This window comes from Pseudomonas sp. GNP014, assembly GCF_054344005.1.
The window spans coordinates 1-14951 of the sequence record NZ_JBTGUS010000003.1 but is presented as its reverse complement, the minus strand read 5'-3'; the positions used below and the strand labels follow the sequence as shown (position 1 = coordinate 14951).

Below are 14951 nucleotides of genomic sequence, written 5' to 3'. Positions count from 1 at the left end.
TTATGTCTACCTTCGTTCAGTTGGGGCCTGCTAACATCTGGAACGTCGTACGCCTGTACCGCACCTGGAAATAAGCGCTTCGTTGCCGCCTTCGGCATGTACCGCTTCGAGCTCTTCGAGGGTAACGGTTTGCGCCAAAGTGAAAGGCCCGGCCTGGGTACGGCGCAATTCTCAGACGTCGCCCACAAGACCGAGTTGCTCACCGATATCCTCCACCAGGGTACGAATATCCAGGTCCCTTGCTGCAATCCACTGCAAGACGCGCAGTATCGCCTTCGAAGGCCAGTAATTCCTGGGAAGCGCGCGATAGTCACAGAACGCGGTTCGCGCTTCCACTACTTGGCCTGCGCACCTTGTACAGCGGCTGGCCATGGCGCTTCGTGCCGGTACGTGGCGGTATCGCTGGACTTGACCGCGAAATTTCGGCAGGACCGCTTCAACATCAGCGCGACGGACCAGGTCACCGGACACTTGTCGAAGCCTGGCCTGGCATCTGCGCTGGTGGTGGTCTTGCCGGTTGCACCAGTTGGTCACCCTTGTCGGAATCGAGCAGGTATTGTAGAAGCTCGGTGGCCTCGCCGAACACAGCGGCAACACGCAGTCGCCAGCCGGTCGAGGCTGCCGGTGTGACCGGCCTTCTCGGCGTTGAGCAGCCAGCGAACCTTCTGCAACGCGGCGTTGGAGGTGAACCCCAACGGCTTGTCGGCGACGATGCCGCTGACGTCTGCGACGGATACGTTTGACCTTGAGCCACCGGATTCCTTCTTGGCGTCTTCCAGGTGCAGGCGCGGTGACGTGCTGTTCTTCACCCACGGCGCGCTCGATATCCAGGCCGGCGCGGTTGCGCCGACAACGGATTCGTCGTAGTGGAAGTGCTGGCGATTGCGGCACGCTGCGCAGCTTCATCTCACGGGCCAGTTGCATGCGCAGGAAACCTGCGGCGGCATTGAGCACCTTGATGCTTTGCGCGATATCTTCGGCGTTGTCCTGACCCATCACGGTGATGAAAATCTTCGCGTGACCGACGTCACGGCTGACTTCCACAGCGGTAATGGTGGCCCAGCGAACGCCAGGATCTTTGACTTCGCGACGGATCAGTTGGGCCAGCTCGCGCTGCATCCATTCATCGCCGATACGTTGGGTACGGCTGTATTCTTTTGCCATGATTTTGTTACCTGTTATTGCCCCACGGTGAAACCCGCAAGGTCTGAAGCGGCAAACGCCCGGCCTGACAAATGCCAGAGCCGGGCGTTGCGTTTAGAGTATGACGCCGTGGCGCGCATCTGCATGCGGCGGCTTGGCGTGGCCCTTGAAGTGCGCGAGTTCGAGGCTGCGAGCAACCTGAACCTTCTCGAAGACTTTGATCTTGTCGCCGACTTTGACGTCGTTGTAGCTCTTCACGCCGATACCGCGTTGGTCCCCGGGCGCGCTGCTTCGGAAGCGTCATCCTTGAAGCGGCGCAGGGATTCCAGCTCGCCTTCGAAGATAACGATGTCTTCACGCAGTACACGGATCGGACGGTTACGGTGCACAACACCTTCGATCACCATGCAGCCGGCGATCGCGCCGAACTTCGGCGAACAGATCCTCGCGCACTTCGGCCACGCCCCAGGCGATTTATCCGAACATCGCCTGCGTATGCCGGTAGGGCTTTCTTGACGTCTTCGATGATGTCGTAGATCGCGTTGCCGTAACGCATGTCCAGACCTTCCTGCTCGACGATCTTCCGTGCGCCAGCATCGGCACGCACGTTGAAGCCGAACAGTACAGCACTGGGAGCTCATGCCCAGGTTAGCGTCGGAGCTCGGTGATACCACCGACACCGCCACCCACTACGCGCGCTTGTCTGCGTCGTTGCCCAGGCCATTCAAGGCACCGTTCAACGCTTCCGGCGCGAACCAGGACGTCGGATTGAGGACGATGTTGAGCGTCTTCTTCTCGGCCTGGTTTCCATGTTTTCGAAGATGTTTTTCCAGGCTTCCCCGCAGGCGCTGGTACGGCGCGTTCGTTCGCCGAACTTGCCTTGACCAGGGACCAGGCGTTTCCGGGCTTTCTTCTCGTCTCAGCCACCGCCTCGTCGTCGCCACGTCCAGGATACCGTCCAGGCCCAGAGAATCTCGACAGGGATGGAGAAGACCACTTCCTGATTGGTTTCCATTCTCGTCGGCGTTCGCGGGCCATGGTCGAAACCAACGGACATGTCCTTCTGGCGCAGGGTCACCGTCTTGAACCAGAACGGTTGCAACCGGACCACGACCTTTGTCGAGACGCGATTCAACCGCGACCCCGCCACGGAGCCGATGGAGTCGCTTTCAGTTCGAGCACTTCAGCTTGCAGCAGGACGGCTTCAAGCAGCTCATCCACGCCAGTACCCATCTTCGCGGAAACCGGAACGAAAGGCGTGTCGCCACCCAGTCTTGGAAGTCACGTCAACCGACAGTTCGCTGAATGCGATCGAGATGAGCACCCGCTTGTGATCTTGTTCACTGCAACCACCAGAGGCACGCCGGCAGCCTGAGCATGCTGGACTGCTTGATAGTTGCAGTAGCGCCGTCATCCACCGCAACCACCAGGATCACGATGTCGGTCACCTTCGCACAGGGCACGCATAGCGGTAAACACCGCGTGGTGGCGGTGCCGAGGAAAGTGACCATGCCACGATCAGTCTCAACGTGGTACGCACCGATGTGCTGAGTAATACCACCGGCTTCGCCAGCAGCTACCTTGGCGCAAAACGGCGGTATGATCGACAGGGAAGTTTTCCGTGGTGAACGTGGCCCATTACGGTCACGACTGGAGCGCGGGAGAACGACTTCGCCTTGGAACCGGTACTGGCCGGGAGTCTTCCAGGGCGGTGTCGCTGACCAGGGTCGCTTTTGTGGCCCAGTTCTTCGGCTACCAGGTCGGCCATTTCCTGGATCGAGCACCTGGTTGATGTGGTTGTCGGGAGCGTACCTAGTTTGAACATGAACTTGATGATTTCAGCAGCCTTGACCGACATGATTCGGCAAGATGGCGACGGTGATGGTATCGCCGATGCCGCCGTGCGCGGACAGGGCCGGTTGGGCTCTGGAAACCGTGGGCGTTGCGCTTCTTCAGCTTGGCCTTGCCGCGACCACCGCGACGGAAGCCATCGCTTTCTTCGTCGGTGATCTCGTCGCCGCACGTGGAGCCGGCGCTTTTTCTTTGGACCGATGCGCGATGCGGAGCGTTTTTGCGCTCGCCATCACCACCGCCGCTGCGACGATTGTTGTGACAGTGGCTCGTCGCGCCTTGTAGGACGGCGCTGTTCGTTCTGCTTGTTGCGAACTTCAGCAGACGGAGCTGGAGCAGCGGCGACCACCAGTGGCTGCGCGCACAGGTTGGCAACTGCTGACGGGCGCCACGACGGCGTCGCTGGTAGCGGTCTGCGCAGCAGCAGGCTGGCGGCGCGCTTCTTCTTCGGCGCGCTGCTTGGCTTCTTCTTCAGCCTTTTGGCAGCATTTTCTACTGCGCGACGCTCATCCAGTTCACGCTTGCGCTCGGCTTCGATTTCTGGGCTACGCTGCTCAAAACTTTCTTCTTGCGAACTTCTACGCTGATGCTTTTGCTCCGGCCGCCAGGTGCTGGTGGTTTTACGCTGCAGCGTGATCTTGCGTGGTTCTTCCACTTTCGCCTTGTGCTTGCTTTTAAGTCAGTCGCCGGACTGCTTCTCACTGTCAGTCACATTTTCTTCGGCGGCGGTGTGCGGCAGACCTGCCTCGCATCTGCTGCAACAGGCGCTCTACCCGTGTTTTCCTCATCGGCCAGTTGTTTCACCGTGACTTGCGTCATGCACTTCTCTCCTCAGGCCGCGCCTAATTACTCGAACCAGTGAGCTGGGCGGCCATGATCAACTTGCCGGCACGATCATCGTCAATGCCGTCGATGTCGAGCAGGTCGTCAATAGACTGCTCGGCCAGGTCTTCGCGGGTAATTTCACGCACCCGCCAGTTCCATCACCAAATTCCTTCTCCATACCCTGAGCGAGCAGGTCTTCGGCCGGATGGGCGTCTGCCAGCTTTTTCCTCAGTAGCGATGGCTTTCATAAACAAACGATCCTTGGCGCCGAGCGCGAAGCTCGTTGACGATATCTTCGTCAAAGCCGTCGATGTTGAGCATTTCTTCCCGACGTTCGCTCAGCAATCTCCAGGCTGGTGAAGCCTTCATCTACCAGCACCTGAGCCAGTTCTTCGTCGACTTCCAGCTCGTCGATGAAGTTGCGCAGGATATCGCCGGTTTCTGCTTGTTCACCTGGATGTCCGATTCGGTCATCACGTTTGGGTCCAGCCAGTCAACTGGCTCGCCAGACGCACGTTCTGACCACCACAACAACATCACCTCCAGCCAGATTGTCGCCAACGGCGATGTCCATGGCGTGGGCATCTTCGTCAACGATAATTGCCGCAACCTCGGCCGGGACATGGCGTTGATCGCGAACTGCCGGCGCGGGGTTGTGATCCCACAGGACGATATCGACGCGCTGACCACCGATTTCCACCTGGTACTGCCCTGGACGCGCGAACCGCCGTCCCGATGCAAGCGCCCTGCGGGTCGATGCGTTTGTCCTTTCGAGCGGAACGGCAGTGTCGCCGCGAACCCGGATCACGGGACGCGGCCATAGCTTCGATCAGGCCCTTCAGCGATTTCCGGCACTTCGATGCGGAACAGCTCGATCAGCATTTCCGGCGCGGTACCGAACAGGATCAGCTGCGGGCCGCGGTTCTCGGTGCGGATTTCCTTGAGCAGCGCACGCAGGCGCGCGCCGACACGGAAAGTTTCGCGCGAAATGATGTCTTCACCGGCCAGCAACGCTTCTGCGTTGTTACCCAGATCGACGATCACGTTGTCGCGGGTAGCTTTTTCTACCACGGTGCCGGAGATGATTTGCAGGGCGCGCTGGCGATCGCCGGCGTCAACCACTTGAGCGCTCGGCTTCGCCGATTTCCACGATGACTTGCTTGGCGGTTCAGCGATGTGGGCCGAACTCAATCGATTGATCTTTTCTTCAACGACGTCGCCAACCTTCACGCCGAATACGTTCGGCGACCTTCTTCACCGTTTCGATGGCCGGATCGTCGAGATCATTCTCTTCAACGACCGTCCAGCGACGGAAAGTTTCGTAAGAGTCATACGTCGTCGTTCACCACGCCAGTTCAACTTCGTCTTCAAAACGCTTTTTGGTAGCAGTCGCCGAGCCAGCTCCAGCGCTTCAAAAATTACGCTTGCCGATTTCCATTTTCCGATTGGATACCGACTCGACAAGCGATCTTCTTGCTCATCGTACACCTCGCCTTTCGCAAGCCATTGGATCCGCCGGATGCAGTTCTCATCTGAAACTGGGAATAATGTTGGCCTTGTCGATCATCGATCGGCAACAGGAACTCATGGTCTTCTACCTGCACCACGACGTCCTGTTCTTGCACGCGCGCAGAAGGCCCTGAAAGATTCATCAACCTTCAAAAGGCGAGCGCAGGTTGATATTCAGCTTGTTCACCGGCAAATTTTGCAAACTGCTCGAGTGAACAGCGGGCGCTCCATGCCAGGCGAGGAAGACTTCGAGGGTGTATTCAACGGAGATTCGATCTTCGACGTCCAGTACACCGCTGATCTGACGGCTGACAATGGCGCAATCGTCCACCAGCACGCCGCCTCTTTATCGATATAAACGCGCAACATCGAGTGACGACCCTGAGCCGAAAACTCGATCCCCAGCATTCATAGCCCAGGGCCACGACCACCCGGGGCCCAAGGCCTGCAACTCTTCTAGCTTTACTCGACACTTGAACCCCCTAGTGCACATGATATGTGCATGCTTTGCCGAAAATAAAAAAATGGGCTTAACGCCCATCCTTGAAACGCCGTCGAATAGCGGCGTTGAAAATATTAGCTAACAAAAAGCCCCTTCAAAGGGGCTCCTTTTAACTCGTTTCGGGTCAGGATTTGAACCAACGACCTTTGGGTTATGGCCCGACGAGCTACCAAGCTGCTCACCCGCCGACAAAGCTGAGCAGGAGTCCTACGACCGATTCCCTTATAGGGTCAATGTAACCTTCCACCTGCAAGAAAGCCCGCAACAGCGGGCTCTCCTGGGCTGCTAATTGGTACCGAGAAGGGGACTCGAACCCCTACACCCGTATGGGCACAACCACCTCAAGGTTGCGTGTCTACCAGATTCCACACCTCCACAAACTTACGTTTGAAACCCTTCTACTTCTGCTCTTGAGCTGGAGGTACGTCAGTCGCTGGAGTAGCCGACTTTTGCTGCTGAAGCGCCGGGACATCATCAGAAGCCGGTTGTTGTTGCTTAGGTACTTCCAACACTGCTGGATCCGGGAGACCTGCTTGAGTCAGCTGATGAGCTTTCTCTTAGCAAAGTAACCTAACCCAAGCTGGTTATGAAGAAACCAGCGGCGAGTACGCAGTAAACTTGCTCCAAGAAAGGTCAAGGAACCTTGGCTTCCCGAACACAGTATTTGAAGCACCTGCTCCGAAAGACGCGCCACATCCGCACCTTTCCCCTGCTGCGAGCAAAACCAGAGCAACTACGCCCAATGCACCCAGCAGATGAAAAACGACTACGACTGTTTCCAGCATTTTTTAGTTTTCCCGCGGCGCGACAGATCGCACCGAACTCATCTGCATTCAGGGAAGCTCCACCAATCAGCCCCCCAGTCGATATCCGGCATGCCGAACAGTTTGACCACATTGTCCGCCCCTTCACGCTGCCGCCGTCTCGAAGCCGCACACCTCGTGCGACCTCAGAATTCTCTGCCGCAACTGCTCGCGAATGGCTTTATGCACATCCTGCGCCTGTTGCGGCGTAGTGAGTAAGGTACCGATAGCCAACCGGCTCGTAAGCAATGACTGCCTTGGCAAAGGCACCTACACCCAGCTCCTCGATGATACTGCCCAGCTGACGCCCGACAACCTCAAGAAGCTTACCGGCTTCGCGCTGCTCAAGGGTTTCCCCCTATACACAACACCGGAATCAAGCCACATGCCTGTGCCGCTGCAAACTGCGATTCAGCATCCCGTCTCACTCGCCCATTATATGGCAGCATTCGGAGTGCCCGACAAGCACAGGGAACAACCTGCGTCCGCCAACTGACTCGGCGTGATGTCTGACCCGTCAATGCACCTTGCATGGATTCCACCGCAGAGTTCTGCGCACCGACCGAAATCGACTTGCCTTTCAAGCCATCAATCACTTGATTGATATACAAGCAAGGCGGGAATGCCGGCGACATCAACACCGCTTGGCAAGGCCAGATGACGAAGGCCGTTGATGAGCTGGCGACGCTGCACGGTTGGTAAGTCTGCCGGTTGCCCAGCTACCATCGGGCGACGCATGCTGTACCTCGTCGGTGAATCCGTCGCAGATGTTACCCAACACAATCATGGCTGGCAAGCCGAATCAGGCAGAAACTTCGCTTACCAGTTTTGCCAGTTCTTCATGGCCTCGAACCTGGGTTTCGTCCTCGCCTTCGACCATCGCGCGCACCAGAGGCTCTGTCCCGGACTTGCGCAAGAGCACACGGCCGCGACCCGCCATCGCCTGGGTAACACGCGCACTGGCCTCCTTGACAGCCGGATGCTCGAGCGGGCTTTCACCGCCACCCCAGAACGCCGCATTGATCAGCACCTTGGAGCACCTTGCGCGAGAAGCTTGCCGGGTTTGCGCCAGCCCTCGTTTCGAGTCTTGACGCCATCAACACCTGCAATGCAGCGATGATCGCGTCGCCAGTCGTGGTGTGATTGAAGCAAAGCGGTATGCCGAGTTTTCACCGCCGACCAACCAGTTGGCTGAGCAACTCGGCGATCACATAGCGATCACCCGACGTTGGCACGAATCAACGGAATCGAAAGATCCGCCAGCGCCAGCTCGAGCCCCAGGTTACTCATCAGAGTGCCGACTACGCCGCCCTGCAATTTGTCACGCTCATGCAGGTCACGCGCGATGATGAACAACAACTCGTCACCATCGACAATGGCGCCCGTGTGATCAACCATGGCACCCCGGTCACCATCGCCATCGAAGGCGATATGCCAGATGGCATGCTCAGCCGTGCGCTCTGCCGCCTGCAACTGCCCCATATGGGTCGAGCCGCAGTTTTCATTGATGTTCAGGCCGTTCGGCTGCGCTGACGACCGACAACTTCTGCGCCCAGCTCGCGAAAGACGCTCGGCGCCACCACCTTATTCATCAGCGCCCGTCGGCAGCGATTATGACAATCCTGAGGCCGGCAAAACTGGTGCCGGTCGGCACACTGCTTTTACAGAATTCGATGTAGCGACCAGAGGCGTCATTGATGCGCGACACCTTGCCGATCTTGCTCGACTCGACCACGGTCATCGGCGTATCGAGCAACTCTTCGATCATCAGCTCCAGCTCATCGGGCAATTTGGTGCCTTTCCGGAGAAGAACTTGATGCCGTTATCGTCATGCGGGTTGTGCGGAGCATGATCACGATGCCGGCCTCGGCCTGGAACGTGCGCGACAGGTAGGCAATCGCCGGCGTCGGCATCAGTAAGAGCAGCATCAGCAGTTCGGCACCCGCCGATGTCAGACCGGCCTCGAGCGCGGATTCGAACATCTGGCCCGGAAATGCGCGTGTCCTTGCCGACCAGCACCCTGCAGGCGCCCATCTTGCGGAACGCCATGCCGGCAGCCCAGCCGAGCTTGAGCATGAAGTCAGGAGTAATGAGGTATCTCACCGACGCGACCACGATGCCATCATCAGAATCTTCTTGCTAATCGCAGCTGCTCCATCCGTATTCGGCTCATTCCCAGGCTCGATCATCCGCACCACATCTACCGTTTCCGCATTAGTCGACCCGCAATATACGCACGCCTTGACCGACGCCAGTGCCGCCCAGCGCCGACCGCCATGCAGACGCTGGCCCGCCGGACAGTCGATGCGCATCCCGATGATGCTCTTGCGCGAAACACCGACCGACAACGGCCGCCCCAGCGCATGCCGGCTTCCATATGCTTGAACAAGCTTCAGATTGTGCTGCAGGGTTTTGGCGAAACCGAAACCGGGGTGGAATCTGGGCAAGATCAATTGGCCGGGATACCACCAATGCACATTGAGCCATGCGCTCTGCGAGAAACTCGCCGACTTCCCCAGGGTGACATCCTGATACTGCGGATTGTACATGGCATCACCCAGCATATGCATCAGGCACACCGGCAGGCCAGTGGCGGCGGCTGCGTGCGCAGCGCACCATCGCGCCGCAGGGAGCGCACATCGTTGATCAACCCGGCACCCAGTCGCGCAGTTTCACGCATGACCGCCGGCGTTGAAGTGTCAACCGAGATAACCACATCCAGTTCGCGATTGATCAGTTCAACGACCGGCGCCGCGCGCTACCAGCTCCTCCAGAGAACCCGCTCGCGCACCTGGCCGGGATCGTCGGCCGCCGACATCAATCAGCGTCGCGCCAGCCAGCACCATGGCTTCGGCATGGCGCAAGGCTGCGTCGTGCTGGCTGTAACGGCCACCATCGAGGAAGACATCGGGAGTGACATTGAGAATGCCCATGATGTCGCCGATAGGAAAGCCGGTTGCCGCAAGGCAACCGGGTCAGGGACTGTACAGAAGTCATTTCAAACCTCAGAACGTGAGCAGCCGGACCGCCGATCAGTGTTGCTGCCGGACGCTCGTCCTGAACCACTGGAGGTGGAGGTGTACCCGTGCCGCCGGACCAGTCGCGAGGCTCAGAGGAGTAGAGACCGCCATGATGTCGTCGATTTGCTCAGCGTCGATCGTTTCGTATTTCATCAACGCATCAGCCATGGCGTCGAGCTTGTCACGGTTGTCCGTCGAGGATCTGCTTGGCCGTGCCGTAGCACTGGTCGATGATGCTGCGCACCTCGGAGTCGATCAGCTTGGCTGTCTCGCCGGAGAAGCTGGCACTCTGACCGCCACCGCCGCGACCAGGAGCGCCGCGCCTTCTTCTTCGGCATACATCAGCGGGCCGAGCTTCGACAGACCCGCTTGGCGCATCTTCATGCAATCTGGCTGGCACGCATGATGTCGTTGGACGCGCCGGTGGTGACACCGTCGAAGCCCAGGGTCATATTCTTGGCGATCTGGCCGCCGTACAGCGAGCAGATCGTCGTCGATGCACTTGACGCTATCGCGATCCTCTTCCGGGCGGCATGCGTACACCCAGCACGCAGCCGCGCAATGATCGACACCTTGTACACCGGATCATGCTCTGGCACTACACGACCGACGATAGCGTGGCCGGCTTCATGGTCGGCGAGTGTTCTGCTTTTCCTTCTCGGACATGACCATCGACTTGCGCTCAGCACCCATCATGATCTTGTCTTTGGCCAGTTCGAACTCTTTCGTTTCTGATGCATTTGCACGCTCGCGCAGCCGAACAGCGACGCTTCGTTGAGCAGGGTTAGCCGTAAGCACCAGAGAAGCCCGGAGTACCACGCGCGATAACGGCCGGAGCAACGCCTCGTCACCCGTAACCTGCGCATGTGAACCTTCAGGATCTGCTCGCGACCACGGATGTCCGGCAAGCCAACCACCACCTGACAGTCGAGGAAACGGCCCGGACGCAGCAGCGCCGGGTGCGAGCATCAGGACGGTTGGTGGCAGCGATTACAATGATGCCGTCGTTCATCTCGAAGCCGTCCATCTCTACCAGCAACTGGTTGAGAGTCTGCTCGCGCTCGTCATGACCGCCGCCCATGCCGGCGCCACGATGGCGACACCGACGGCGCATCGGCGACTTCGTCGATGAAGATGATGCAAGGCGCGTGTTTCTTCGCCTGCTCGAACATGTCACGTACGCGGCTGGCACCGACACCGACGAACATCTCGACGAAGTCAGAACCGGAAATGGTGAAGAACGGCACTTGGCTTCGCCGGCAATCGCTTTGGCCGGCGGGTTTTACCGGTACCCGAGAAGCCGGCATCGACCACCGCGAGGAATGCGACGGCCAGACGCTGGAACTTGCCCGGATCACGGAGGAACTCAACCAGTTCACCCACTTCTTCCTTGGCCTCGTCGCAACCGGCAACGTCAGCCAATGTGGTTTTCACCTGATCTTCAGACAACAGACGCGCCTTGCTCTTGCCAAAGCTCATCGGCCCGCCCTTGCGCGTTCCGCCTGCATCTGGCACATGAAGAACATGAACACCGCGATGATCACCAGGATCGGGAAGCTGGCCACCAGAAGCTGGGTCCAGATGCTTTGCTGCTCAGGCTGCTTGCCTTCGACCACGACGTGATTGTCGACCAGGTCGCCAATCAGGCCGTACTATCGATGGCCGGACGAATGGTCTTGAAGCTATCGCCATCGTTGCGCTTACCGGTAATCACATAGCCATCAACGGCTACGCGCTCGACCTTGCCATCCTTGACCTGCTGGATGAAGTCGGAATGGTCGGTATGCGGCTCGTTCAGGCTGGAGAGTCTGGTATCGCCGTCAGACTGCGCGATGATCAACCACAGGATCAGATTCTTTGCCATATCGTTCAATTAACTACCCTCTGAAGCAAGCTCCGCTACTGGCGCGCGCTCAGCATGATATTCACCGGCCTAACTTACTACATTACCTACAACTCTGGCAGGCGCCGTCTGTAACCCTTTGTGAAACACTTTCTACACAATATTCGCTTATGCACACGGGGCAAAAATGCAAAAACCTATCACCCCGGCAAAAAACCTCGTGTTACTCACTACGCCCGCAGTAACGCCACGCCCAGCATGTACTGCTCGCGGGAACTGTGCGGGAGGAGTCGCTTCATCAGTCTGGATCTGTCGATTTTCCAAGCAGCCTGTTAAGGTAAACATCAAAACCTTCGCCCTGAAAAATCTTGATCACGAAATTGCCACCCGGCTTGAGTATCCGTACCACCAGATCAAGCGCCAGTTAGCAAAGGAACATGGCTTTTGGCATGTCCACTTCAGGCGTACCACTCATATTGGGGGCCATATGGAAATCACAAGGTCTACCTGCGAATTACACCACGGCCTCAAGGATCCGCGCGAGCACTTCGTCCTCGGTGAAGTCCCCCTGAATGAAGTCGCTGCGGATGCTGCGCTTCCAGAATGTCCGAGGCGATCAGGCGCCTGACCACCGATCGACTCGTCGTCGGCGTCCGAGACCAGCCACGGCACGCGCCAAGGTCCGACAACGCTCATGCCGGAACGGATGAGCTTGTATTTCTCCTGGATCTCCAGAAGCCTGCTAACTCGCACGCGAGCGGTAGCCATCCTTCTGCGCTTGCTTCACATAGGGATCGTTGACATGTCTTTTCGCACCAACCAAGGCTTGTCTTGGAACGCGCCATTGGGCACCTCAGTGGTAGTGATTAATTGGGCGAGTCACGAACCCTCGGGTGGAATTGGCCGCCATTTTTCCGAGAATCCAACAACCTCGGTTCTGCCGCTCACTCCAGAGCACGAAGAAACCGTCGATCCATTGGCCACCATCTGAAACCAGTTGAGCTATAGCGCTGACAACGGCGGCTGACTGAAGGTGTGCTAGCCGAACTTCGAACGCGCCCTGGCGGATCACGAGCTGATCAAGATCAAGCTCAATATCCTCGATCGCGAGTCGCGCCTGGCGCACATTGCGAGCTGTGCAAGGTGGGCAAAGCGGACCTGGTACAGGTCATCGGCAAGATGGCACTGGTTTGCGCAAGCCCAGCGTCAACAAGCAGCTGTCGAACGTTCATCGCTTCAAGTGATGACAAGGGGTCAAGGGTGTGCTTCGCGCACCCTGCCGCCCATACCGGCACCGGTTGCAGCACCACCAGCACCAGCCCGGAAAACCCCCAGAATCAGAAAGCTGAACACCTGCCAGCGCTGCGCATCCGGCCAGCCGACACGTATTGCGACAAACATCGCGCACGCATACAACGCCATCAGCAGCACCTGACCGCGAAAATACCGCCATAGACTGGCAAGGCCTTCGGCCTGTACCAGCACCAAAGCCTGAAAAATCACGCATGCGGCGGCGAATCCCACCACCAGCACTTCAAATGCACTGGCCACTTCATCAACCAACAGCGGTGCCGCCAGATTTGCCCAACACCGGCTGCAAGCCAAGTGGATCGGCCGATGAGCGCCAACCAAAGCATATCGGTGAGCTACAGGGAACAGTTCAGCGCCCGCACGCAGCGGGCGCCCGTTTTGCAGATGTGACGGACTTCGACAATCTCGTACTCGATAACGCCACTTGGCGTTTTCACGGCAACCACATCGCCCTCTTCCTTGCCGATCAGGGCGCGGGCCAGCGGCGAGCGACCAAAATATTGCCGGTTGAAGATCAGCCTCATCCTCACCACGATGTGGTAAGTGACACTTCATCCATCAACGTTGACGATTTCGACGGTGCTGCCGAAGATCGCTTTCCCAGTGTGCGCAATGGTCGTGACGTCGATGATGACCTGATTGTGAATCCGGCCTTCGATATTGCGCGCCGATCCGCGCCTCGACCATGCCTTGCTGTTCGCGGGCGGCATATGGTATTCAGCGTTTTCTTTCAAGTCACCCAACTCGCGGGCCGTACCGATATCCTGGCTGACTTCAAACAGACAACCTTGGTGGTGTGAGCGTGTCTTCTTCCAGGGCGCGAGCGCCCTGAACGGTGTAATTCGAACTGGTTATGCTCATGCCTTCAATCCTGCGTGTCAGATCCTGCAAGCAGCATCATCTTGTCGGGACCGAACTTTCAGCGCTTCACAGATAGCTTCGCGGCGATGGTAGTGGTGCAGTAAATCTTGTGCTGCAGGGCATTACGACGAATCGGAGTGCCGATCAGCGATCGACTGACGACCTTCAGTGGTGTTGATGATCAGCGTGACTTCGTCAGTTCTTGATCATGTCGACCACGTGCGGACGACCCTCGGTCACCTTGCGGCACGGCGCTTTTCGGCCTCGGCTTCGATCAGCTTGGCAGTCCCGGCAGTGGCAACCGTTGAAGCGCAAGTTGATCAGATCACGGGCCACGCCTGCAACCAGTCGCTTGTCGTCGTCAGCGCACGCTGATGAACGCGGTACCGCCAGTCGGCAGCACTTCGCTGGCGCCCATCTGGGCCTTGGCGAAAGCTTCACCGAAAGTGTCGCCGAGTACAGTCGCTTCACGGTGGACTTCATCTCTGGGCCGAGGATCGGGTCCACACCAGGAATTCGCGAACGGGAACACCGCCTCTTTCACGCTGTAGAAGTTCGGGATGATTTCTTTGGTGAAGCCGATTTCCTGCAGGGTCTTACCGGCCATCGCGCGCAGCGATCATGGCCAGGGAGACACCGATGCACTTGGAAACGAACAAGCACGTACGGGAAGCGCGCGGGTTGACTTCGATGACGTTGATGTCTTCGCCCTGCAGCGCCAGCTGCACGTTCGTCAGCAGCGAGACACCAGTTCCAGGGCCATTTTCTTGACCTGTTCGCGCATCTCGTCCTGGATGTGCGCGGGCAGCAGCAGAGCGGGCAGCGAGCGCGCGGAGTCACCGGAGTGAACACCCGCCTGTTCGATGTGCTGATGATCGCGCCGATCACCACATCTTGCCGTCGCAGACCGCATCCACGTCCATCTCGATGGCGCAGTTGAGGAAGTGGTCGAGCAGCACCGGGCTGTCGTTGGACACTTGCACTGCGTGGCGCGGTAGCCTTGAGTTCGGTCTTCCTTGTAAACAGATTTCCATCGCACGGCGCGCCGATGAGGACCGGGCGCACCGCGCCGGCGAGCATCCGATTGGCGGCAGCACGAACAGCTCGTCTTCGCTCCGCAGTAGCGTGCGGCTGACGCAGGTTCAGGCGCTCAACCATTTGCTGGAAGCGCTCACGGTCTTCAGCACGGTGATCGTCGTCAGGGCTGGTGCCGATGATCGGCACGCCAGCAGCTTCCAGGGCTCGCGCCAGTTTCAGCGGGAGTTCTCGGCCGCCGTGACAGT

The 14951-nt window shown here is 58.5% G+C and carries 6 protein-coding genes, 1 tRNA gene and 13 pseudogenes; 1 reads left to right on the top strand and 19 read right to left on the bottom strand.

What is annotated here, in order from left to right:
* Positions 1-72 precede the first annotated feature (72 nt).
* From truB to ACXX9E_RS28635, 16 genes and pseudogenes are all read right to left on the bottom strand, one after another.
* Positions 73-759, bottom strand: a pseudogene (gene truB, locus ACXX9E_RS28710) (tRNA pseudouridine(55) synthase TruB); the annotation flags it as partial.
* Between the two features lie 2 nt (positions 760-761).
* Positions 762-1164 (bottom strand): annotated as a pseudogene (gene rbfA / locus ACXX9E_RS28705) (30S ribosome-binding factor RbfA); the annotation flags it as partial.
* A gap of 93 nt (positions 1165-1257) precedes the next feature.
* A pseudogene (infB, locus tag ACXX9E_RS28700) lies at positions 1258-3813 on the bottom strand (translation initiation factor IF-2).
* 27 nt (positions 3814-3840) lie between these two features.
* Positions 3841-5284, bottom strand: a pseudogene (gene nusA, locus ACXX9E_RS28695) (transcription termination/antitermination protein NusA); the annotation flags it as partial.
* 63 nt (positions 5285-5347) lie between these two features.
* Positions 5348-5821, bottom strand: a pseudogene (rimP, locus tag ACXX9E_RS28690) (ribosome maturation factor RimP).
* A 299-nt stretch (positions 5822-6120) separates the two neighbouring features.
* Positions 6121-6207 (bottom strand) — tRNA-Leu (locus tag ACXX9E_RS28685).
* 207 nt (positions 6208-6414) lie between these two features.
* The gene (secG, locus tag ACXX9E_RS28680; RefSeq protein WP_458556643.1) at positions 6415-6615 is read right to left on the bottom strand and encodes a preprotein translocase subunit SecG; all 201 of its coding nucleotides are present in this window, start codon (positions 6613-6615) and stop codon (positions 6415-6417) included.
* A 76-nt stretch (positions 6616-6691) separates the two neighbouring features.
* A pseudogene (locus tag ACXX9E_RS28675) lies at positions 6692-6934 on the bottom strand (hypothetical protein); the annotation flags it as partial.
* Positions 6935-6977: 43 nt separating this feature from the next.
* Positions 6978-7268, bottom strand: a complete 291-nt coding sequence (locus tag ACXX9E_RS28670) for a triose-phosphate isomerase (protein ID WP_458556642.1) — start codon at positions 7266-7268, stop codon at positions 6978-6980.
* Positions 7222-7371 (bottom strand): hypothetical protein, encoded by a 150-nt coding sequence (locus tag ACXX9E_RS28665; protein WP_458556644.1) that lies wholly within the window; start codon positions 7369-7371, stop codon positions 7222-7224. Before ACXX9E_RS28665 ends, ACXX9E_RS28670 begins: the two co-directional genes overlap by 47 nt.
* Positions 7372-7435: 64 nt before the next feature.
* Positions 7436-8731: pseudogene (gene glmM / locus ACXX9E_RS28660) on the bottom strand (phosphoglucosamine mutase).
* 1 nt (position 8732) lies between these two features.
* Positions 8733-9203 (bottom strand): dihydropteroate synthase, encoded by a 471-nt coding sequence (locus ACXX9E_RS28655; RefSeq protein WP_458556641.1) that lies wholly within the window; start codon positions 9201-9203, stop codon positions 8733-8735.
* Positions 9203-9349: a dihydropteroate synthase gene (locus tag ACXX9E_RS28650; protein WP_458556640.1), complete on the bottom strand. Its 147-nt coding sequence runs from the start codon at positions 9347-9349 to the stop codon at positions 9203-9205. Before ACXX9E_RS28650 ends, ACXX9E_RS28655 begins: the two co-directional genes overlap by 1 nt.
* A 22-nt stretch (positions 9350-9371) precedes the next feature.
* Entirely contained in the window at positions 9372-9566 is a 195-nt protein-coding gene (locus ACXX9E_RS28645; protein WP_458556639.1) for a dihydropteroate synthase, read from the bottom strand.
* 85 nt (positions 9567-9651) lie between these two features.
* A pseudogene (gene ftsH / locus ACXX9E_RS28640) lies at positions 9652-11517 on the bottom strand (ATP-dependent zinc metalloprotease FtsH); the annotation flags it as partial.
* Positions 11518-11726: 209 nt separating this feature from the next.
* Positions 11727-12341: pseudogene (locus ACXX9E_RS28635) on the bottom strand (RlmE family RNA methyltransferase).
* A gap of 92 nt (positions 12342-12433) precedes the next feature.
* On the opposite strand from ACXX9E_RS28635, the pseudogene ACXX9E_RS28630 reads away from it, so the two are divergent.
* Positions 12434-12740 (top strand): annotated as a pseudogene (locus tag ACXX9E_RS28630) (YhbY family RNA-binding protein).
* A gap of 10 nt (positions 12741-12750) precedes the next feature.
* On the opposite strand, the pseudogene ACXX9E_RS28625 reads toward ACXX9E_RS28630, so the two are convergent.
* The 3 pseudogenes from ACXX9E_RS28625 to ACXX9E_RS28615 form a co-directional block, all read right to left on the bottom strand.
* A pseudogene (locus tag ACXX9E_RS28625) lies at positions 12751-13135 on the bottom strand (MFS transporter).
* Between the two features lie 7 nt (positions 13136-13142).
* Positions 13143-13668 (bottom strand): annotated as a pseudogene (greA, locus tag ACXX9E_RS28620) (transcription elongation factor GreA).
* Positions 13665-14951, bottom strand: a pseudogene (locus tag ACXX9E_RS28615) (ATP-binding protein); the annotation flags it as partial. The pseudogenes ACXX9E_RS28615 and greA, both read right to left, overlap by 4 nt.